At 53.6% G+C, this 21487-nt stretch carries 20 protein-coding genes; 2 read left to right on the forward strand and 18 right to left on the reverse strand.

Annotated features, from left to right (window positions below; translation table 11 throughout):
* The 13 genes from AC07NP_RS06675 to yceD all read right to left on the reverse strand — a co-directional run bounded on the left by AC07NP_RS06675 (nucleotide 1) and on the right by yceD (nucleotide 10887).
* Nucleotides 1-798, reverse strand: a complete 798-nt coding sequence (locus AC07NP_RS06675; RefSeq protein WP_494659950.1) for a metal-dependent hydrolase — start codon at nucleotides 796-798, stop codon at nucleotides 1-3.
* A 10-nt stretch (nucleotides 799-808) separates the two neighbouring features.
* Nucleotides 809-1813, reverse strand: a complete 1005-nt coding sequence (holB, locus tag AC07NP_RS06680) for a DNA polymerase III subunit delta' (protein ID WP_494659951.1) — start codon at nucleotides 1811-1813, stop codon at nucleotides 809-811.
* Nucleotides 1810-2451 carry a dTMP kinase gene (gene tmk / locus AC07NP_RS06685; RefSeq protein WP_494659952.1) on the reverse strand — a complete coding sequence of 214 codons (642 nt, stop codon included), beginning with the start codon at nucleotides 2449-2451 and terminating at the stop codon, nucleotides 1810-1812. The genes holB and tmk overlap by 4 nt, the downstream gene beginning before the upstream one ends.
* Complete coding sequence (yceG, locus tag AC07NP_RS06690; RefSeq protein ID WP_494659953.1) at nucleotides 2441-3463, reverse strand: cell division protein YceG; 1023 nt, start codon at nucleotides 3461-3463, stop codon at nucleotides 2441-2443. Before yceG ends, tmk begins: the two co-directional genes overlap by 11 nt.
* Nucleotides 3464-3465: 2 nt before the next feature.
* The gene (pabC, locus tag AC07NP_RS06695) at nucleotides 3466-4275 is read right to left on the reverse strand and encodes an aminodeoxychorismate lyase (RefSeq protein ID WP_494659954.1); all 810 of its coding nucleotides are present in this window, start codon (nucleotides 4273-4275) and stop codon (nucleotides 3466-3468) included.
* 162 nt (nucleotides 4276-4437) lie between these two features.
* The gene (fabF, locus tag AC07NP_RS06700; RefSeq protein ID WP_494659955.1) at nucleotides 4438-5679 is read right to left on the reverse strand and encodes a beta-ketoacyl-ACP synthase II; all 1242 of its coding nucleotides are present in this window, start codon (nucleotides 5677-5679) and stop codon (nucleotides 4438-4440) included.
* 90 nt (nucleotides 5680-5769) lie between these two features.
* Nucleotides 5770-6006 (reverse strand): acyl carrier protein, encoded by a 237-nt coding sequence (gene acpP / locus AC07NP_RS06705; protein ID WP_000103754.1) that lies wholly within the window; start codon nucleotides 6004-6006, stop codon nucleotides 5770-5772.
* Between the two features lie 154 nt (nucleotides 6007-6160).
* The gene (gene fabG, locus AC07NP_RS06710) at nucleotides 6161-6895 is read right to left on the reverse strand and encodes a 3-oxoacyl-ACP reductase FabG (RefSeq protein ID WP_203358162.1); all 735 of its coding nucleotides are present in this window, start codon (nucleotides 6893-6895) and stop codon (nucleotides 6161-6163) included.
* A gap of 12 nt (nucleotides 6896-6907) precedes the next feature.
* Nucleotides 6908-7837: an ACP S-malonyltransferase gene (gene fabD / locus AC07NP_RS06715; protein WP_494659956.1), complete on the reverse strand. Its 930-nt coding sequence runs from the start codon at nucleotides 7835-7837 to the stop codon at nucleotides 6908-6910.
* Nucleotides 7838-7852: 15 nt separating this feature from the next.
* The gene (locus AC07NP_RS06720; protein WP_203358164.1) at nucleotides 7853-8818 is read right to left on the reverse strand and encodes a beta-ketoacyl-ACP synthase III; all 966 of its coding nucleotides are present in this window, start codon (nucleotides 8816-8818) and stop codon (nucleotides 7853-7855) included.
* A 76-nt stretch (nucleotides 8819-8894) separates the two neighbouring features.
* Complete coding sequence (plsX, locus tag AC07NP_RS06725; RefSeq protein WP_203358165.1) at nucleotides 8895-9974, reverse strand: phosphate acyltransferase PlsX; 1080 nt, start codon at nucleotides 9972-9974, stop codon at nucleotides 8895-8897.
* Between the two features lie 201 nt (nucleotides 9975-10175).
* Nucleotides 10176-10349: a 50S ribosomal protein L32 gene (gene rpmF / locus AC07NP_RS06730; RefSeq protein ID WP_000290724.1), complete on the reverse strand. Its 174-nt coding sequence runs from the start codon at nucleotides 10347-10349 to the stop codon at nucleotides 10176-10178.
* A gap of 16 nt (nucleotides 10350-10365) precedes the next feature.
* On the reverse strand, nucleotides 10366-10887 hold the full coding sequence (gene yceD, locus AC07NP_RS06735; protein WP_192611884.1) for a 23S rRNA accumulation protein YceD: 522 nt from the start codon (nucleotides 10885-10887) through the stop codon (nucleotides 10366-10368).
* 197 nt (nucleotides 10888-11084) lie between these two features.
* Between yceD and AC07NP_RS06740 the strand changes: the two genes are divergently transcribed.
* A complete protein-coding gene (locus AC07NP_RS06740; RefSeq protein WP_192611883.1) occupies nucleotides 11085-11669 on the forward strand; it encodes a Maf family protein in 585 nt (194 codons plus the stop codon).
* An 80-nt stretch (nucleotides 11670-11749) separates the two neighbouring features.
* Here the strand turns inward: AC07NP_RS06740 and rluC are convergent, their stop codons facing one another.
* On the reverse strand, nucleotides 11750-12703 hold the full coding sequence (rluC, locus tag AC07NP_RS06745; protein ID WP_203358166.1) for a 23S rRNA pseudouridine(955/2504/2580) synthase RluC: 954 nt from the start codon (nucleotides 12701-12703) through the stop codon (nucleotides 11750-11752).
* Nucleotides 12704-13275: 572 nt separating this feature from the next.
* On the opposite strand from rluC, the gene rne reads away from it, so the two are divergent.
* Nucleotides 13276-16503 (forward strand): ribonuclease E, encoded by a 3228-nt coding sequence (gene rne / locus AC07NP_RS06750; RefSeq protein WP_494659957.1) that lies wholly within the window; start codon nucleotides 13276-13278, stop codon nucleotides 16501-16503.
* A 255-nt stretch (nucleotides 16504-16758) separates the two neighbouring features.
* On the opposite strand, the gene flgL is transcribed toward rne, so the two are convergent.
* From flgL to AC07NP_RS06770, 4 genes are all read right to left on the reverse strand, one after another.
* Entirely contained in the window at nucleotides 16759-17712 is a 954-nt protein-coding gene (gene flgL / locus AC07NP_RS06755) for a flagellar hook-associated protein FlgL (protein WP_494659958.1), read from the reverse strand.
* A gap of 15 nt (nucleotides 17713-17727) precedes the next feature.
* The gene (gene flgK, locus AC07NP_RS06760) at nucleotides 17728-19371 is read right to left on the reverse strand and encodes a flagellar hook-associated protein FlgK (RefSeq protein ID WP_494659959.1); all 1644 of its coding nucleotides are present in this window, start codon (nucleotides 19369-19371) and stop codon (nucleotides 17728-17730) included.
* 64 nt (nucleotides 19372-19435) lie between these two features.
* On the reverse strand, nucleotides 19436-20386 hold the full coding sequence (flgJ, locus tag AC07NP_RS06765) for a flagellar assembly peptidoglycan hydrolase FlgJ (protein ID WP_494659960.1): 951 nt from the start codon (nucleotides 20384-20386) through the stop codon (nucleotides 19436-19438).
* Nucleotides 20386-21483, reverse strand: a complete 1098-nt coding sequence (locus AC07NP_RS06770; RefSeq protein WP_203358170.1) for a flagellar basal body P-ring protein FlgI — start codon at nucleotides 21481-21483, stop codon at nucleotides 20386-20388. Before AC07NP_RS06770 ends, flgJ begins: the two co-directional genes overlap by 1 nt.
* Nucleotides 21484-21487: the final 4 nt, after the last annotated feature.

The raw sequence follows: 21487 nt of genomic DNA on the forward strand, positions 1-21487 counted from the left end.
CTAGCGGATGGATTGCAGGCGAGAAGCGTCGATATGGAACAGGCGGGAGAAGTTATCGGTGGTTACCTGCGCCAATTCTTCAACGGCAACACCTTTCAAAACAGCCATATACTCTGCAACATCACGAACCATAGCGGGCTGGTTCTCTTTCCCGCGATGCGGCACCGGAGCAAGATATGGCGAATCCGTTTCCACTAACAGACGATCCAGCGGTACGTAGCGGGCTGCATCACGCAACTGCTCAGCATTACGAAAAGTCACGATACCGGAAAAAGAGATATAAAATCCGAGATCCAGTAACTTACCCGCCGTTTCTCTGTCCTCTGTAAAACAGTGTAGTACGCCACCGCAATCCGTCACCTTTTCCTGGCGTAAAATTGCCAGCGTGTCAGCGCGTGCATCGCGGGTATGAACAATGACCGGCTTATTAAGCTCACGGCCAATCTGGATATGGTGAATGAAAGATTCCTGCTGGCGCATCTTTGTTTCAGGGGTGTAGAAATAATCCAGCCCGGTCTCTCCCATCGCGACAACGCCCTCTTCAGCGGCGAAACGACGCAGCTCTTCGACATCATACGGTTCATCCTGATTTAACGGATGTACGCCGCATGAGAAAACCACATTGTCGCGGTCGCCGACCAGTTCGCGCATTCCGCGATACCCCGGCAGCGTTGTCGCCACCGCCAGGCAAAACTTCACATCGCGTGCAGCGGCTTTCGCCAGCACGTCATCCACGTCCTTATGCAGTGATTGATAATCCAGGCCATCCAAATGGCAGTGTGAGTCGACTAAAAACATAATGTCTCTCTCAAAGATGGGAAACGGGCAACACGGTGCCCGGTTGCAGATAATGTTCAATACGGAGGATGAGATCGGTAAGTACCAGTTCGCGGTTTACCCCGACCACATTGATAAGTTGCTCGCGGCAATGACAAACATCGCTGAGGATGGCCTGAATATGTGCCGCAGGTAGCCGTTGTGCTATCAGCGGAACCAGCGTTTGGACATCCACATTGGTAAGGTACGAAGCACCGTGGCGGAACTTCAGGGCATCCATCAGTAAGGTTGCCAGCCAGTGTAGACGGGTCGCCGCCTGTTCATGATTCAGTGCGGAAAGCAAGATATACCAGTCGTTGGCCTGCAGAGTGTTAGCCAGCGCCTCACAGAGTGCACCACGATGCGCCCAGCTCTCTTCCTGAAGCAGCGTCAAGGCGGCGCCAGGAGACCCCGCACTCAGGCGAAGCGCCGTGAGTAACGCGTCTTGTGACGCTGTCACTTCTCGTGCAAGCCAGGAAATTGCATAGTTTTCTGCCGGGGGCGCCAGGTGGTGAAGTCGACAACGACTGCGTAATGTGGCCAGCAATCGCGCGGGTTCGCGACAGGCGAGGAAGAACCAGGTTTGAGACGGCGGCTCTTCCAGCGTTTTTAACAACGCATTGGCGGCAGCCTCTGTCAGTAACGACGCTTCGGGGATCCACACCACCTTCGCGCCGCCAAGTCGGGAGCGTTCATACAGTTTTTCGCTGATGTCGCGGACGGCGTCAACCCCGAGGGTACTTTTCCCTTTTTCGGGCAGCAGTGAGTAGTAATCCGGATGCGTTCCAGCCTGCATCAACTGGCAGCCCCGACAGTGTCCACAGCTTTTATGTCCTTCCGGACGCTGACACAACAGATAGCGGCTAAGGGCATAAATCAGCGCATCGTCGCCCATACCAGGCAGCGCCTGAATCAGTAGCGCATGGTGACCACGACCCGACTGATAGCTTGCTACCAGTTTTTCAAAGTCCGGTCGTAACCATGGATACCATTTCATGCGCCCTGCTCCTTCACCCACTCGGTGACGGTGGCGCGAATATCACTCATAACCTTTTCCAGCGTCTGGGTCGCATCAATCGTGCGGATACTGGCATCCTGCGCCGCCAGCTCCAGATAACGGGCGCGGGTTCGATTGAAGAAATCAAAAGACTCCTGCTCAATGCGATCCAGTTCGCCACGCGCACGGGCGCGTTTTAGTCCGACTTCAGGGGTGACATCCAGATAGAGTGTGAGATTCGGGCGAAAGTCCCCCAGCACGGCATCACGCAGCGTCGCCAGCATACGCTGATCGATACCGCGACCGCCACCCTGGTACGCCTGCGTGGAGAGATCGTGACGATCGCCAATCACCCAGGTTCCCTTAGCCAGCGCAGGTTTGATAACCGTTTCCACCAGTTGCACGCGGGCGGCATAAAACATGAGCACTTCGGCTTTGTCTGTAATCACTTCATCGCCGACCGATTTGATGTCCAGCACCAGGCTTCTTAATTTTTCCGCAAGCTGCGTACCGCCCGGCTCACGGGTAAAAATCATGTCGCGGATACCCAGTTGCTCGAGCGTCTCTACCACGACATTTCGCGCCGTGGTTTTGCCCGCGCCTTCCAGTCCTTCGATGACGATGTAATTACTGCCCATTTTTTTCCTTAAGCACTTTCAGGTAGTCCTGCACTGACCGGTTATGGCCGGCAAGATTAGTATTAAACGTGTGACCACCTTTGCCATCGGCCACAAAATAGAGATACGGGGTTTTAGCTGGGTGCGCAGCAGCCTTCAACGACGCCTCACCAGGCATGGCAATCGGCCCTGGGGGCAACCCTGAGATAGTATAGGTATTATACGCGGTCGGGGTTTCCAGGTCCGCACGGGAAAGTTTGCCATCATAGCGCTCCCCCATTCCATAGATAACCGTCGGGTCGGTCTGCAAACGCATCCCCGTACGAAGACGGTTGATAAACACCGATGCCACCTGGTCACGCTCACTGGCAACCGCCGTCTCTTTTTCGATGATGGAGGCCATGGTAACCAGCTGATTCTGATCTTGATAGGGCAACCCTTCCGACCGACCTTCCCAGACACCCTCAACGGCTTTGACCATCTTTTGGTGGGCGCGCTTCAATAACGCAACGTCGGTCGTGTTGGCGGTGTACATCCAGGTATCTGGCCAGAACCAGCCCTCCACCCACTCAGGATTTTCCAGCTTCAGCGCCTGCGCGACCGTCTCGTACTTGTCGTCGCTCAGGGTGTGCTTGATGTAAGGGGCTTCTCTCAGCTGTTTGAGGTAATCACTCAGCCGCATCCCTTCAACCAACCGTAGCGGAAACTGGGCCTCTTTCCCACTTTCCAGCAGGATAAGCATCTCCCTTACGGTCATATCAGGCGTGAGTCGATACGTCCCCGCCTTAAAATGCGAGAGCTCTGGCTCGATGCGCAATAACCACTGGAACACGCGAGGGCGATTGATGACCTTATCAGCATAAAGCTGCTCCCCCAGCGCCTGGCGGCCCGTCCCGGCCTTCAGGCTAAAGACCGTCTCTTCTTTAATCAGCAGTTTGCTGTCCGCCAGTTGGCGAACTTTCCACATTCCCACTCCAGCAGCAATGCCCAGCACAACCAGCATCAGAAGGAAAACGTATAACAATTTTTTCATGGCTAATTCGGGTGCTCACAACGTGGGGCTAAAAAATCAAACAATGTGCGTGAAGACAACAGCCTGTCACCGCAGGCGCGCACTGGAACCACAGGCATCAGGGCGTTGCAAACCACCATTTCTTCAGCCTGCATCAGTTCCTCTTCTCTGGCATTCACTTCGACAACCTCAAATGGCGATTGCGCCAGTATACGAATACAGAATTGTCGCATAATGCCATTCACTCCGGCCTGGTCCAGACGTGGGGTATACACCCTGGTCCCTATACGCCAGAACAGATTCGCGGCACAGCATTCCGTAACCCATCCCTCACTGTCAAGAACCAGCGCCTCATCCGCGTTTGTCTGCTCAAGATGAGAGCGGATTAGCACCTGCTCCAGCCTGTTCAAGTGTTTTAAGCCAGCGAGATAAGGATTCCGCCCGAGACGAACCGGGCTTAACGCCAGGGTAATTCCCTCACGACGCCAACGATCATAATGGGCAGGCCAGGCAGAAACTGAAAGAAGTCGGGTGGCTGCCGTGCAGTTCGCCGCGCTATATCCTCTACCGCCGCTGCCACGACTGATGATCACTTTCAAAACGCCACGTTCATGTCCCACTGCCAGTTGCACCATTTCTCGCTGCAACAACGCCCATTCACTGAAAGGGATCAAGAGCTTCTCGCAGGCATTCTGTAAACGCTCCAGATGAGCATTCAGCAGGGAAACGCTTCCCCCGACGATTTGCGCCGTGGTGAAGCAACCATCGCCGAATTGTATCGCCCGGTCACTGGCAGCAAGGGTTTCCTGCTCACGGCCATTAATCAAGAACATAGTGGCTCCTTATGCGTGGTCGGGTAGTTTGGCAGGATGGATAACACAGGACAAGGGAAGAAAACTGAATAAAAAAGGCCCGGCAAGCGGACCTTTTTTATTTTAATCACCAAATGGCGCTTCGCAATGAACAGGCCCGCGCATTGGCTGGCCTAAATTGCATCAGATCTTTTTAAAGATCAGCGAGCCGTTGGTGCCGCCAAAGCCGAAGGAGTTACACAATGCGTACTCCATTCCGCTGACCTGACGCGCTTCGTGAGGAACGAAGTCCAGATCGCAACCTTCATCTGGATCATCCAGGTTAATGGTCGGCGGAACAGCCTGATCGCGCAGCGCCAGGATAGAGAAAATAGACTCTACCGCGCCAGCCGCGCCCAGCAGGTGGCCGGTCATGGATTTGGTGGAACTGACCATCACACGGGTCGCCGCATCACCAAATACCGATTTCACGGCCTGGGTTTCCGCTTTGTCGCCTGCTGGCGTCGACGTACCATGTGCATTGACATAGCCAATCTGACCCGGTTCGAGTGCGGCATCACGCAGCGCGTTAACCATAGCCAGCGCCGCGCCTGCGCCATCTTCCGGCGGTGACGTCATATGATAAGCATCGCTGCTCATACCAAAGCCGACAACTTCAGCATAAATTTTTGCGCCACGCGCTTTCGCATGTTCGTACTCTTCCAGTACCACCATGCCTGCACCGTCGCCCAGCACAAAGCCATCACGTTCTTTATCCCACGGGCGGCTTGCCGCTTGCGGGTTTTCATTACGTGTAGACAGTGCACGAGCCGCGCCAAAACCACCCACGCCGAGCGGGGTACTGGCTTTTTCAGCACCACCCGCAACCATCGCATCTGCGTCGCCGTATGCAATGATACGCGCGGCATGACCGATGTTGTGTACGCCAGACGTACAGGCTGTAGCGATAGAGATGCTTGGCCCACGCAGGCCATACATGATGGTCAGGTGTCCTGCCACCATGTTAACAATCGTCGACGGGACGAAGAACGGGCTGATCTTACGCGGCCCACCGTTTACCAGTGAGGTATGGTTTTCTTCGATAAGTCCGAGACCGCCAATACCGGAGCCGATTGCGGCGCCAATACGGGTTGCGTTCTCTTCCGTCACTTCAAGACCAGAATCCTGCATGGCCTGAGCGCCAGCGACAATTCCATATTGAATGAAGGCATCCATCTTGCGCTGTTCTTTGCGCGAGATGATGTCATCACAGTTAAAATCCTTTACTAAGCCAGCAAATTTAGTTGCATAGGCGCTAGTATCGAAATGGTCGATCAGGCTGATGCCACTCTGACCGGCAAGGAGAGCTTTCCAGGTAGACTCTACGGTATTGCCGACAGGAGACAACATGCCCAGTCCGGTCACAACTACACGACGCTTAGACACGGTTGTCCTCCAGGGAGGGAAAAAATGATTCTAGTGGGACAAAATAAAGATAAAACTCAGGCGGTCGAGTGACCGCCTGGAGATGTTCACTTACGCCTGGTGACCGTTGATGTAATCAATGGCAGCCTGAACGGTAGTGATTTTCTCAGCTTCTTCGTCCGGAATCTCAGTATCAAACTCTTCTTCCAGAGCCATTACCAGCTCAACGGTGTCAAGAGAATCTGCGCCCAGGTCTTCAACGAAGGAAGCATTGTTGGTTACTTCTTCCTGCTTAACGCCCAGCTGTTCGCCGATAATTTTCTTAACGCGTTCTTCGATAGTGCTCATACTCTTAAATTTCCTATCAAAACTCGCTTTCGCGATGGTTTTCGTAGTGTATAAAATGTTGAAAAATTTGCAACTAAATCCCGGCAGGTCTTACCACGATTTTACGTTATTTTGAGGCCATTCGCTCTAATAACGCAAATCTTTTTCATCGTGATTAAACCATGTACATTCCGCCGTTGACGTGCAGAGTCTCACCAGAGATGTAACTTGCTTCGTCAGAGGCTAAAAATGCAACCGCACTGGCGATTTCCTGAGCGCCGCCGAGGCGACCCGCAGGAACCTGCGCCAGAATACCCGCACGCTGATCATCTGACAGCGCACGCGTCATGTCCGTTTCAATAAAGCCCGGAGCAACAACGTTTACAGTAATACCACGGGACGCAACTTCACGCGCCAGTGATTTACTGAAGCCGATCAAACCCGCTTTCGCCGCAGCGTAGTTAGCCTGACCTGCATTTCCCATGGTACCAACCACAGAACCGATAGTGATAATACGACCATGACGCTTTTTCATCATAGCGCGCATTACCGCTTTTGACAGACGGAAAACAGATGACAGGTTGGTTTCGATAATATCGTTCCACTCATCATCTTTCATTCGCATCAACAGATTATCACGAGTGATACCGGCATTATTAACCAGGATATCGACTTCACCAAATTCTGCGCGAATTTTTTCCAGAACAGATTCAATAGATGCAGGGTCGGTCACATTCAACATCAGACCTTTACCGTTTGCACCTAAGTAATCGCTAATGGCCTGAGCGCCACTTTCGCTGGTAGCAGTACCGATAACCTTCGCGCCACGGGCAACGAGTGTTTCAGCAATTGCGCGGCCAATGCCACGGCTTGCACCGGTAACCAGCGCGACTTTTCCTTCAAAACTCATGGTTTTCCTCTTTTATTGCTCAAGCGCCGCAGACAGCGCCGCTGGCTCATTCAGTACCGAGGCTGTCAGGGTGTCAACAATACGTTTCGTCAGACCAGTGAGAACTTTACCTGGGCCCACTTCATAAAGGTGCGTAACACCCTGCGCGGCGATAAATTCTACGCTCTTCGTCCACTGCACCGGATTATACAGTTGGCGTACCAGTGCATCACGAATTGCATCAGCGTCAGCTTCACATTTCACATCAACGTTATTCACGACAGGTACCGTCGGCGCGTTGAAGGTGATTTTCGCTAACTCAACAGCCAGTTTATCGGCTGCGGGCTTCATCAGCGCACAGTGTGACGGAACGCTGACCGGTAATGGAAGCGCACGTTTTGCACCTGCGGCTTTACAGGCTGCGCCAGCACGTTCAACGGCTTCTTTGTGCCCGGCAATGACCACCTGACCCGGTGAGTTAAAGTTAACCGGGGAGACAACCTGACCTTCAGCAGACTCTTCGCACGCTTTGGCGATGGAAGCATCGTCCAGACCAATAATAGCAGACATGCCGCCAGTCCCTTCTGGGACCGCTTCCTGCATGAATTTGCCACGCAGTTCAACCAGACGCACGGCATCAGCAAAATTCATGACGCCAGCGCAGACCAACGCAGAATATTCACCGAGGCTGTGTCCCGCCATCAGCGCTGGCGTTTTACCGCCCTGCTGCTGCCATACGCGATACAGTGCCACGGAGGCCGTCAACAGTGCTGGCTGAGTTTGCCACGTTTTATTCAGTTCTTCCGCTGGACCTTGCTGCGTCAACGCCCACAGGTCATAGCCCAGCGCCGCAGAAGCTTCAGCAAATGTTTCTTCTACGATGGGGTATGCTGCAGCCATATCAGACAGCATCCCAACGGTTTGAGAACCCTGACCAGGGAACACAAAAGCAAATTGCGTCATGTTTAATTCCTTATACTAGAAACGAACCAGCGCGGAGCCCCAGGTGAATCCACCCCCGAAGGCTTCAAGCAATATCAACTGACCGGCTTTGATCCGTCCGTCACGCACGGCTTCGTCGAGCGCGCACGGTACAGATGCAGCAGAAGTATTGCCATGACGGTCAAGCGTAATGACGACTTTCTCTTCAAGCTTGTCGGGATCAATCCCCAGCTTCTTCGCCGTTGCGGAAATGATGCGAAGGTTCGCCTGGTGTGGCACCAGCCAATCCAGGTCGGAGCGAGAAAGACCATTAGCTTCCAGCGTCTCATCAACGATGCGCGCCAGTTCAGTCACCGCGACTTTAAAGACTTCGTTACCAGCCATCGTCAGATGAATCGAGTTTTCCGGATTCACGCGATCGGCATTTGGCAGCGTCAACAATTCACCGTAGCGTCCGTCTGCATGCAAATGCGTCGAAATGATGCCCGGTTCCTCGGATGCGCTCAGAACAACAGCGCCAGCGCCATCACCGAAGATAATGATCGTCCCACGATCGGTCGGATCGCAGGTGCGTGCCAGGACATCAGACCCCACCACCAGTGCATGCTTTACTGAACCTGATTTTACATACTGGTCGGCAACGCTTAAGGCATAGGTAAAACCAGCACACGCCGCCGCAACGTCAAACGCCGGACAACCTTTAATGCCCAGCATGTTCTGAATCTGGCAAGCGGCACTTGGGAATGCGTGTGTTGAAGATGTGGTCGCAACCACGATCAAACCAATTTGTTCTTTATCGATGCCAGCCATTTCAAGCGCGCGGTTTGCGGCAGTGAAGCCCATCGTCGCGACTGTTTCATTTGGCCCAGCAATATGGCGTTCACGGATACCTGTACGAGCGACGATCCACTCATCAGATGTCTCTACCATTTTTTCCAAATCGGCGTTAGTACGCACTTGTTCAGGCAGATAGCTGCCAGTACCAATAATCTTCGTATACATGTACGCTCAGTCACTTTTCGGTTATATACCACCACGAACAAACTGCTGGTGCGTTAACAGCGAGACGGCCACATGATTACTTGTGTGTCCGCGAACTCCCGCTTTTGCCACCATCCAGCAATTCGAATCCGGCTGGGTATACAGATTCCAGGCGAGCGGCAATTCGCTGAGGAACTTGTCGCTGCACCGCCTGCACTGCCTGTTCAATCGCGACCGCAAATGCTCGCTGATTGGCCGCACCATGACTTTTGATCACCGTGCCGCGCAATCCTAACAGACAGGCGCCATTATACTGGTCGGGGTTGAGGTGACTGAATCGCCTCGTTAGGCTTTTTTGTAACCAACGTTTTAATAACAGCAGCCACCACGACCGTTTTTTACCCTCACCCTGAGATTTCAGCAGTGAGAGGAACATTCTGACAACACCTTCCATTGTCTTTAATGTGACATTACCTGTAAATCCATCACATACCAGAACATCGGTTTTCCCCGTCAATAATTCATTAGCTTCAAGATAGCCGATGTAGTTGATGGAAGGGATTGTTTTTAGCACCACTGAGGCATCCCGAATACTGTCGAGACCCTTGGTTTCTTCTTCGCCGATGTTAAGTAGCGCCACTCGAGGGTTGGTTATGCCAACCACCTCCTCCGCTAATACGGAGCCCATAATGGCGAACTGCACTAACATCGTGCTGTCGCAATCGACGTTGGCGCCAAGATCCAGCACCACCGTTTTGCCCTTTTGCTGATGCGGTAAAACCGTCACCAACGCCGGACGCTCAATCCCCTCAAGGGGTTTGAGCAATAATTTCGCCAGTCCCATCAGCGCGCCCGTATTACCGGCGCTCACACAGGCCTCAGCTCGACCTTCTTTCACCAGCTCCAGGGCCACACGCATAGAGCTACCGCGACTGGCGCGGATCGCTTGCGAAGGCCGGGCATCACTGGCAATAACTGACTGTGCAGGGATAATCTGCAGACGCGAACGTTGTTCAAAGTCAGCTTTGGCAAGTAATGGCGTGATTGTATCGGGATTCCCGACTAAAAGAAGTGTGAGTTGCGAATTAGAATTCAGTGCCTGCAGTGCTGCAGGCACTGTCACGGAAGGGCCAAAATCGCCCCCCATGACATCTAACGCCAGGGTTAGACGTGTCAAGGTATCGTCGCCGCCCGGTTTGGTGTTTCCCCGCTTACACGGGGAAATCCTCACTAAGCTTCATCACGCTTGTACTCTTCGGCATTCACACCGCAGGCGCACTGACCGCGCTTATTCACCCCAGGGCAGAGTAACCTGTGCAGTGGGGATCCTCTCGCTTGCCGGTTTCCTGAAATACGAAATCCGTTGAGTAACGCGTGATTACTTAGCGATTACCTTGCGACCGCGGTAGAAACCGTCGGCAGTGATGTGGTGACGCAGGTGTTTCTCACCAGAAGTTTTGTCTACAGACAGGCTGGTGACTGCGGTCAGAGCGTCATGAGAACGACGCATGCCACGTTTGGAACGGGTTGGTTTATTCTGTTGTACGGCCATGGACCTTACTCCTCAATTACTTACGCTTTAAGCTGGCTAATACGGCAAATGGGTTTGGTTTTTGCACTTCAACAGGCAATTCACCAAAGACCATGTCCGCCTCGGACACTTCACAGTGTTCAGAATCATGCACCGGAACTACCGGCAAGGAGAGGATAATTTCATCTTCTACCATTGCAAGCAGATCGATTTCACCGAATTCGTTAACCTCAATCGGCTCATACGCTTCCGGGAGTGCTTCAGCTTGTTCGTCAGAACGGACAGGACTGAAACAATACGTTGTGTGTACATGGTGTGGAAACGGCTTCCCGCAACGCTGGCATTCGAGCGTTACCGAAACCTTCGCATCACCCGTAATAACGGCGAGACGTTGGTTATCGATAGCGAACGACATGGAGCATTCCACATCACTGTCCACACTGACTACAGAATCGGCGACGCGCTCAGCCAGATCGGAAGGAAAGATACCTTCATAATCGAGGCGTTTTTGAGCCGTACGAACCGGATCAAGAGTCAGGGGTAATTTTACCTTTTGCATAGGGCGCGCATATTAACTTTGTAACGTCATATAGTCAAAGAAAAAGGCAACGTGCGGTTGCCTTTTGCCAATAATTCGCACACATTGCGAGTCACAGTCTTAAAATCAATCAGGACAAGCCGCTGTGGCACGCTTGAACGTCCCGGCGCCTAGTTTAAAATGGCTCACATCATTACGCTATATCTGGGGAAAAAAATATGCCGCAACTGATTCTCGCTTCAACGTCACCCTGGCGTCGCGCGTTGCTCGAAAAGCTGTGTATCCCCTTCGAATGCGCAGCCCCAGAGGTCGACGAAACCCCGATGCCAGGCGAAGCGCCGCGACATCTGGTATTGCGTCTGGCACAGGAAAAAGCACAATCTCTCGCCCACCGTTTCCCAAATCATCTGATCATTGGTTCCGACCAGATTTGCGTTCTGGACGGCGAAATTACCGGTAAACCGCTAACCGAAGAAAAAGCACGGCAACAATTAGCGAAAGCCAGCGGGAATATTGTGACGTTTTATACCGGGCTTGCGCTTTATCATTCCGCAACCGGGCACTTGCAAACAGAAGTCGAGCCTTTCGATGTCCATTTCCGTCATCTGAGCGAAACGGAAATCGAGGACTATGTCCGCAAAGAACGCCCATTACATTGTGCGGGGAGCTTTAAAAGCGAAGGACTCGGCATCGCGCTTTTCGAGCGCTTAGAGGGACGAGACCCGAACACGCTCATTGGGCTGCCGTTGATTGCGCTGTGTCAGATGCTGCGCCGGGAAGAGATGAACCCGCTGAAGGCCTAGTGTGACAGCCTGATGCCGCGCGCAAGCGTCTTATCTGGCCTACAATGGAATTCCCCCATAGGCCAGACAAGCAAAGCGCCTTAGGCTTTGTTACGCAATACCTGAAGACAATGCTTCAGTTGGTTATCCATCGGCGCTTCGATACGTAACACTTCTCCGGTGCCGGGATGGGTAAACTTCAGCGCTGCGGCATGGAGAAAGAGTCGCGATAACCCTGTGCCCGCCAGCTGTTTATCGAACTCACGATCGCCGTAACGATCGTCAAATGCGATAGGATGTCCGGCATATTGGGTGTGAACACGAATCTGATGGGTTCTTCCAGTAACCGGACTACAACGCACCAGCGTGGCGAACGCATAGCGTTCTTCCACTTTGAAACGTGTCTCCGACGGCTTACCTTCCTGGTTTACCCGCACAATACGCTCACCGCTTTGCAGAATATTCTTTAATAAAGGTGCCTGGACCGTTTTGACGTGCGACTGCCACTGACCGCGCACCAGCGCCAGGTAATCTTTTTGCATTCCCTTTTCGCGCAACTGTTCATGCAGCGAACGCAAAGCAGACCGTTTTTTCGCCACCAGCAATACGCCGGAGGTGTCACGGTCAAGGCGATGCACCAGTTCCAGGAAACGTGCTTCTGGTCTCAGTGCGCGTAAACCTTCAATCACCCCGAAACTGAGCCCGCTTCCGCCATGCACAGCCGTACCGGAAGGTTTATTCAGCACCAGAATGTGCTCATCCTCATAGAGAATGACGTCTGCCAATGCCGCGACTTTTTGCAGATGCGGCGAAACCGCCTCTTCTTCGCGTTCGGCAACACGCACTGGCGGAATACGCACTTCATCACCGGCTTCCAGCTTATACTCGGGTTTGATGCGCTTTTTGTTCACCCGCACTTCGCCTTTACGCAAAATGCGATAAATCATACTTTTTGGCACGCCTTTAAGTTGCGTGCGTAAAAAGTTGTCGATTCGTTGCCCAGCTTCGTCTGCTGAAATGGCAATCATTTTTACGGATGGAGTCTCTGTTTTCATGGTGGGCGATTCTAAATAGCCATTGAGATTAGCGCCACTCATTTTTCTATGCTTATATTTACTTTTACACCCGTTCACTCACCGTCCACTTCTTCATTTTGGCGGTTATTAAACCAATCACTCTGCAGAAGTGAAAAAACTGTGAGTAACCGGGTGATAAATGGTAAAAGTCATCTTGCTATAACAAGGTTAGCAGTGGAATAATGAGGCTGTTTCCGTGTTGAAACTTGCTAAAACAAGAACTTTTACGGAATAACCCATTTTGTCTGACCGATCATCAACGCAGCAATGGCGTAAGACGTATTGATCTTTCAGACAGTTAGCGGGCTGCGGGTTGCAGTCCTTACCGGTAGATAGGATCTTCTCTGGAGAGTAATACCCAGACTGTTCCCCTGATAATTGCGCTGTGTTTCCGTTTGAAATACAGGCAACCGACACTCTGCGCCTCTTTGAGCTGACGACAACCGTGAGGTTGGCGACGCGAATAGTCACGAGGCCATCGGTTCACACCCGGAAAGGCGTTACTTTGCCCGCAGCTTAGTCGTCAATGTAAGAATAATGAGTAAGTTACGATGAAAAGAATGTTAATCAACGCAACTCAGCAGGAAGAGTTGCGTGTCGCCCTTGTAGATGGGCAACGTCTGTACGACCTGGATATCGAAAGTCCTGGACATGAACAGAAAAAAGCAAACATCTATAAAGGCAAAATTACCCGTATTGAACCGAGCCTGGAAGCCGCTTTTGTTGATTACGGCGCTGAACGTCACGGTTTCCTCCCGTTAAAAGAAATTGCCCGCGAATATTTCCCCGCCAATTACAACGCCCATGGTCGTCCAAACATTAAAGATGTGTTGCGCGAAGGCCAGGAAGTTATTGTTCAGATTGATAAAGAAGAGCGTGGCAACAAAGGTGCCGCGCTGACGACATTTATCAGTCTGGCGGGGAGCTATCTGGTGCTGATGCCGAACAACCCGCGTGCGGGCGGCATCTCTCGTCGTATCGAAGGCGACGATCGTACCGAGTTAAAAGAAGCGCTGGCGAGCCTGGAACTGCCTGATGGCATGGGGCTCATCGTGCGTACCGCTGGCGTCGGCAAATCTGCCGAAGCGCTGCAGTGGGATCTGAGCTTCCGTCTTAAACACTGGGAAGCCATTCAGAAAGCGGCTGAAAGCCGCCCTGCTCCGTTCCTGATCCACCAGGAAAGTAACGTTATCGTTCGTGCTTTCCGTGACTATTTACGTCAGGACATCGGTGAAATCCTCATCGATAACCCGAAAGTGCTCGAACTGGCGCGCCAGCACATCGCAGCGCTGGGTCGCCCGGATTTCAGCAGCAAGATTAAGCTTTACACCGGTGAAATTCCGCTGTTTAGCCACTACCAGATCGAATCGCAGATCGAATCTGCATTCCAGCGCGAAGTCCGCCTGCCTTCCGGCGGTTCCATCGTTATCGACAGCACCGAAGCGTTAACCGCTATCGATATTAACTCTGCTCGCGCTACGCGCGGCGGTGATATCGAAGAGACAGCGTTCAACACCAACCTGGAAGCGGCGGATGAAATCGCTCGTCAGCTGCGTCTGCGTGACCTCGGCGGCCTGATTGTTATCGACTTTATCGATATGACCCCGGTTCGCCACCAGCGCGCGGTTGAAAACCGTCTGCGTGAAGCGGTACGCCAGGATCGCGCGCGTATTCAGATCAGCCATATTTCCCGCTTTGGCCTGCTGGAGATGTCCCGTCAGCGCCTGAGCCCATCTCTGGGTGAATCCAGCCATCACGTTTGCCCACGCTGTAGCGGCACCGGCACCGTTCGTGATAATGAATCGCTGTCCCTGTCTATTCTGCGTCTGATTGAAGAAGAAGCGCTGAAAGAAAACACCCAGGAAGTGCACGCGATTGTTCCTGTGCCGATCGCTTCATATCTGCTGAACGAAAAACGTAACGCGGTGAATGCGATTGAAACGCGTCAGGATGGCGTTCGCTGTGTGATCGTACCAAACGATCAGATGGAAACTCCGCACTACTCCGTGCTGCGTGTCCGTAAAGGCGAAGAAACACCGACTCTGAGCTATATGCTGCCGAAACTGCATGAAGAGGCAATGGCATTACCTTCTGAAGAAGAGTACGCCGAGCGTAAACGCCCTGAGCAACCGGCGCTGGCGACCTTTGCCATGCCAGAAGTTCCGCCTGCACCAGAACCTACAGAGTCCGTTGTTAAAGCCACTGCGCCGAAGGCAGCCGCAGTGACCGTTGCAGCCGCCGCTGCACAGCCGGGTCTGTTAAGCCGTTTCTTTGGCGCGCTGAAATCCATGTTCGCTGGCAGTGAAGAAGCGAAACCGGTTGAGCAAGCAGAACCCAAAGCGGAAGAGAAACCGGAACGTCAGCAGGATCGCCGCAAGCCGCGCCAGAACAATCGTCGCGATCGTAATGACCGCCGTGATAACCGCAATGAGCGTGGTGACCGCAGTGATCGTGGCGAACGTTCAGAAGGCGGTGAAAACCGCGAAGAGAACCGTCGTAACCGCCGTCAGCCTTCGCCGCAAAATGCAGAGTCGCGCGACAACCGTCAGCAGACGGTCAATGACGTTAGCGAAAAAGCCAAATCCGGTGATGAGCAGCAAGCGCCGCGTCGCGATCGTAATCGTCGTCGTAGCGACGACAAACGTCAGGCGCAGCAGGAAGTTAAAGCGCTCAACCTTGATGAGCAACCGGTACAGGAAGTTGAACAGGAAGAGCGCGTTCGTCAGCCTCAACCGCGTCGTAAACAACGCCAGCTGAACCAGAAAGTACGTTACGGTGAGAGCGCAGCGGTTGACGTCGAACTCGCGGCCACTGCGGTCGTTGAGAATGTTGCGACCCAGGCTGTAGAGCAAACAGCACCGGTTCAACGTACTGAGCTGGCAAAACTGGATCTGCCGGTTGTCGCCGATACTACCGTAGAACAGGAAGAGAACGCCGACGCGCGCGACAACAACGGTATGCCGCGTCGCTCACGTCGTTCACCTCGTCATCTGCGCGTCAGTGGCCAACGCCGTCGTCGCTACCGTGATGAGCGCTACCCGGTTCAGTCACCGATGCCGTTGACCATCGCCTGTGCTTCTCCGGAAATGGCCTCTGGCAAAGTGTGGATCCGTTACCCGGTTGTTCGTCCTCAGGATGCTCAGGTTGAAGAGCAGCGTGAACAAGAGATCGCACCGGTAGTCACCCAAACCACCGCGATGGAGCCGCAAGCCGTTGCCGTCGAGCAGATTGTAGAGGCGCCAGTTCAGACCGAAACGGTTGCTGTCGAGCCGCAGTCTGTTGTTGTGGAAACGACTGTTGTGGAAACGACGCACCCGGAAGTCATCGCAACGGCCGTTGCTGAGCAGCCACAGGTTATCGCGCAAGCGGATGCCCCTGTTGCCGAAGAAATCATTTCTGAAGCGAAAGCAGTGGAAGAGGTTCAGGAAACCGTAATCACCGAACCTGCGGACGTTGTCGCTGAACCTGAAGTGGTTGCCGAGGTCGCTGAACCTGTCGTTGTGGTGGAAGAAGACGCGAAAGTCGAGGTGATTGCACCTGTTGTCGCGGCTGAAGTCATTGAAGAGACCGCGCCTGTCGCCGTTGAATCTCTGCCAGCAAGCCACCACGCCACTGCGCCGATGACCCGTGCTCCGGCACCGGAATATGTTCCGGAAGCGCCGCGGCACAGCGACTGGCAGCGTCCTGAGTTTGCCTTTGAAGGTAAAGGGGCTGCCGGGGGTCACAGTGCAACGCATCAGGCGTCAGCGCAACCAACGCGTCCTCAGCCGATAGAATAAGCAGAAAAACCGCTAAAGCCGACCTTCTGGTCGGCTTTTTTTTATCCTTAATTCGGTCGCTGCGGCTTGTCAATGCCGCTTTTGTGTCTGTAAATCGCCCATGTTCGCGTTGCAGATAACACATAACCATCGTGCGCAGTTTTGTCTTATCACTACGTTATTTATGCTGGATCAGGCGCAAAAAAAAAGCCCGCTCCGGGGTGATGGAGCGGGCAGATAAAACATACCCGGTTTCACGGTATGTTTTAAAAAAGATTATCGGTTTAGCTGAAACAGCGACATACCCTGCATATCGGTAAACGCTTTATAAGACGCCTGTAGCGCCGCCTGTTGCATCACATACGAAGAGATTGCCGCATTCCAGTCCACGTCGACCAGGTTGCTCATTTGCTGCGTCTGGCCCAACGCGCGATCGCTTCCCAACGCATCCAGTGAATCAAGCTCCCTCAGTTCCGTCCCCAACTCTGCCCGCACCGTCAGTACGTTATTCAGCGAGTTTTTTAAGCCCCGGTTGGTTTTATCAATCGCCGCCGACGCTTTATCTCTTGCCACATCATCGCCCGCCACAGGCGTGTTCAGCGCGTCGATAGCGCTATCCAGCATTTTGAACAAGCTGGTTTCAGAAGCGCTGCCGTCTGGCTCCGGCACAGCATTACTGGTGATTTTATTAAAAATCTGATCGCCGGTGTGGCCAATCACCATCGTGCGGGAAGCATCAACCTGTTGGGTGACACTCTCACGACCACCGCGGTATGCGCCGTCCGTCTGGGAAAACGGCGCGCTTTCAGTCTTATAACCGGCAAAAATATAGCGCCCGTTACCATCGGTGCTGTTCGCCAGGTTCATCAGATGATCGCGAATCCCCTGCAAGTCTGTCGCCAACGAGGCACGGTCATCGTCACTTAAGGTACCGTTACCCGCATTGACGATTTTCTCTTGTGCACTATGAATCGCCGTTGTCGCCTGGTTTAACACATTCTCTTCCAGCGACACTTTTTGCCTGGCAAACGAACGCGCCAGCGTGTACTGACTGTTCTGCGCCTGCGCCTGAGACAAGACAACGGCCTGCGAAGCGGCAATCGGATCATCCGACGGATTGATAACACGCTTGCCCGTGGACATCTGCTCGCCGTACTTCATCCATTCGGCCTGGGAATTGGTGATGCCACGCATATTCTGCTGGTACATCATCTGGGTACTGATACGCATTTAAGCCCCTCTCCTTTAGCGAATGTTCATCAGCGCATCAAACATCGAACTGGCCGTTTGCAGGACTTGCGCATTCGCCAGATAGTACTGTTGATAACGTTGCAGGTTGCCATACTCTTCATCAAGATTGACGCCAGAGATTGACTGCTGCTGGTTCGTCAGTTGGGTCACCACATTGCCCTGGGTGGTGCTACTGGTTTTCAGCGTGGCGGTTTTATTCCCCACATCACTGACCAGCGTGGCGTAAGCATCGTTAAAGGTTTTATTGCCGACGGTGGCTTTGGTTTGCAGATCCAGCAGCGCCTGACCGTTGCGGTTATCACTCTGGCCGGAATCCTTAAGGCCGGACATGGCGATTTTCGACTCATCGGTGACCATGACCTTCATGTTAACAATGGCGTCACTGACCGGCTTTAACGTAAAGCTGTCATTGGCTTTCGCTCCCGGCGTTCCGCTGACCGTCACTTTCAGGCCGTCAATATCCAGCTTACCGTTGGCATCGGGTTTTGCTTCGAAAGTGGTGTTATCCGCAAGACGCGTGACCTGCCACTTACTGCCGTCGTACACCACTTTATAATCCGTGGCCTGCACTTTTGTGCTGTCATCCACTTCAGCTGTTAATACCGCATTACCGCTATTTTTGGCGTTACCGATAACCGAGGGTTTTCCGATAGCGAAAAAGTCTTTACCGGCATCGCCGTTGGCATCAAAACCCGCTTTGTGCTGGGTATTAAATTCAGTGGCCAACGCCAACGCCAACTGGCCCAGGGTATTACGGGTCTGGTCCAGATCCTGAGAGCGGAACGTCATCAGGCCGCCGAGCGAGCCGGTATTGAGCAGTTTCTCAGGAATTTCAATGTTTCCGGCCGCCGCATCAACATAGGCAACCGTGGTCCGCGAAGGATCGGCGCTGGATGGCACCGCCGCGAGTTGACGTGCATTACTGCCCTGTACCAGGGTGTATCCGTTTGCCATCGTCAGGTTATAGGTGCCGCCATCCTGGACGCTGACCTCAACGCCGACAATTTTGTTTAACTCGCTCACCAGCTGATCGCGCTGGTCAAGAAGGTCGTTTGGCGATGCCCCTGCCCCCACGCCGGTCAGACGAGAGATCTGGTCATTCAGGCTGGCAATCTGTTTCGAATAGTTGTTGATCTGCTCAACGCTGGACGAGATAGCCGTGTTGACCTGCTTATCCTGATCGCGCAGATATTGATCGGTGGTCTTAAACTGGTTTACCAGTCCGTTCGCTTTTCCAATCAGCGCCTGACGCGCTGCGGGATCTTCCGCGTTACTGACCAACGTTTGCAGACTGGTGAAAAAGTCCTGCATCGAGGTCGAAATTGAGCTGGTTTTACTGGAAAGCAGGTTGTCGATTTTCGACATTTGCTCAAAACGGGTGGTCAACCCGCTGCTCTGGTTTTCGGCTGCACGCAGCTGATTGGTGATAAACGCGTCATACTCGCGCTGCACGCCTGAGACATACACGCCATTGCCGACCCAACCACCCGCACCTAACGTACTGTTCGCTTGCGACATAATGGTGGTTTGTCGGGTATATCCCGCAACGTTATAACTGGCGATGTTGTTACTGGCGGTATTTAACGCAGCCTGGGCCGCGTTAAGTCCACTCATGGCGTTGTTAATCAAGCTGGACATGGAGATTCCTTTTAATCCTTCAATACAGGTTATTATCGGCAGCGGCTTGCTGGACTTGAGCTATTTAGAAGAGATTGTCGAGATTCGCGCTGTACGTTTTGTTCACTTTTTCGCTCATCGACTTCAGCTGTTGGATCATGCTGGTTAATTTGCGCGCATAGTGCGGATCAGTGGCGTAACCCGCGTTTTGCAAGGCTTGTGCGCCCTGCTCCGCACTGGATGCTGACGTCACGCCAGCGTAGCGCGGGTTACGGGTTAACAGCCCCACATAATCCGACAGCGCCTCCAGATACGAGCTGTAGACGCGGAATCGGGCTTTCACCTTTTTCGCCTCACCGTTTTCAAATTCCGTGGTGGTGATTTCCGTGGTGGGGCCCTTCCAGCTTCCCGAAGCCTTAACACCAAAAATGTTAAAGCTGGGTTCGCCGTTTTCACGGCGAATTTGCCGCTGCCCCCACCCGGATTCCAGCGCCGCCTGCGCCAGAATCAGGTGGTGCGGGACGCCGCTCTGCTCGCTTGCCAGGCGTGCGGGGAGGGAAAGCTGAGCAAGAAACGTTTTGCTGTCGCCCGAGAGCGGTTCATCGTGGCTCTCGGGGGTTTTGGGCATCGCTTTTCGTACCAGTTGCGTCAACGCCTGATTTTGATAGCTGGTCACCGTTTCCAGTGAGAACTTCATCGGTATCTGTGGCGCGTCATCGGCAGGCTGGGCCTGCCCCTCAGTCATTTGTTTGACCATCATCTCCGCCAACCCAAGACCTTTACCTGCCGTCATCTGTTGCGCAATTTGCTGGTCGTACATACTGGTATACAGGCGTGTCGAGTCGCTGCTAAACACGCCATCTTTCGGCAGCGCTTCACGCATGCTTTTCAACATCATCTGCACGAACATCCCCTCAACCTGGCGGGCGACCGGGCGGAGGTTCGCCGCCGGGTCCTGCCCTGCTTTGGCCTTCAGATCGTTGAGCGACTGGGCATCCCAGGCCGCACTGGCCAGCAGTTTGCTTTCTCCAATCATCAGATAATTTCCAGCTTCGCCCGTAAGCATCCTGCGCTTTGCATGGACTGCAGAATGGACATCAAATCCATCGGCGTCGCGCCCAGGGCGTTAAGCGCCCGTACCACGTTGTTCAGGTTCGCGCTGGAGCGCACGCTTTGTAGTGACCCCCCGCTCTGGCGCAGGTCGATCTGCGTTTGCGGTGTAACGACCGTTTGCCCACCGCCAAACGGCGTATCCGGCTGGCTGACGTTAGCCTGGCGATTCACCGTCACCGACAGGTTGCCCTGCGCGACAGCACAGCTGTCCAGCGTCACTTCACGGTTCATCACCACGGAGCCGGTTCGTGAGTTAATCACCACTTTCGCGTCCTGCGGCGTGACGTTCACTTCCATATTCTGAATATCGGCGAGGAAACGGACCTGAGAGCTGTTGCCGCTCGGCACCCGCACCTGGATCGTGCGCGCATCCAGCGCCGTCGCGCTGCCAAAACCCCGGGAGCGGTTGATGGTGTCGGTGATCTGCTGCGCCAGGGTGAAATCTTCATTGTTGAGCTGCAGATTAAGGGTATTACCCCCACCAAACTGGCTCGGCAGTTCCCGCTCAATCACCGCGCCATTGGTAATGCGCCCGCCATTCAGTTGGTTCACCTGGACGCTGCTGCCTCCGGCGGACGCCCCGGCCCCGCCGACCAGAATATTCCCCTGCGCCAGCGCGTAGACCTGACTATCGACCCCTTTTAGCGGGGTCATTAACAGTGTCCCGCCACGCAAACTTTTGGCGTTGCCCATTGAGGAAACCACCACATCGATGGTCTGCCCCTGGCGACCAAACGCCGGAAAACTGGCGGTGACCATTACCGCCGCCACATTTTTCAGCTGCATGTTCGTCCCGGTCGGGACGGTAATCCCCATCTGAGAGAGCATGTTATTGAGCGTTTGCGTCGTGAACGGGGTTTGCGTGGTCTGATCGCCTGTGCCGTCCAGCCCGACCACCAGTCCGTAGCCAATCAGCGAGTTTTCACGCACGCCCTGAACACTGGTCAGATCGCGGATACGATCGGCATGCGCAAAGGTCGTCGCCAGCAGCAGTACGACGCCAATAAAAGATTTAAACACTGGA

It is taken from the genome of Citrobacter sp. GW821-FHT07H02 (genome assembly GCF_059418505.1).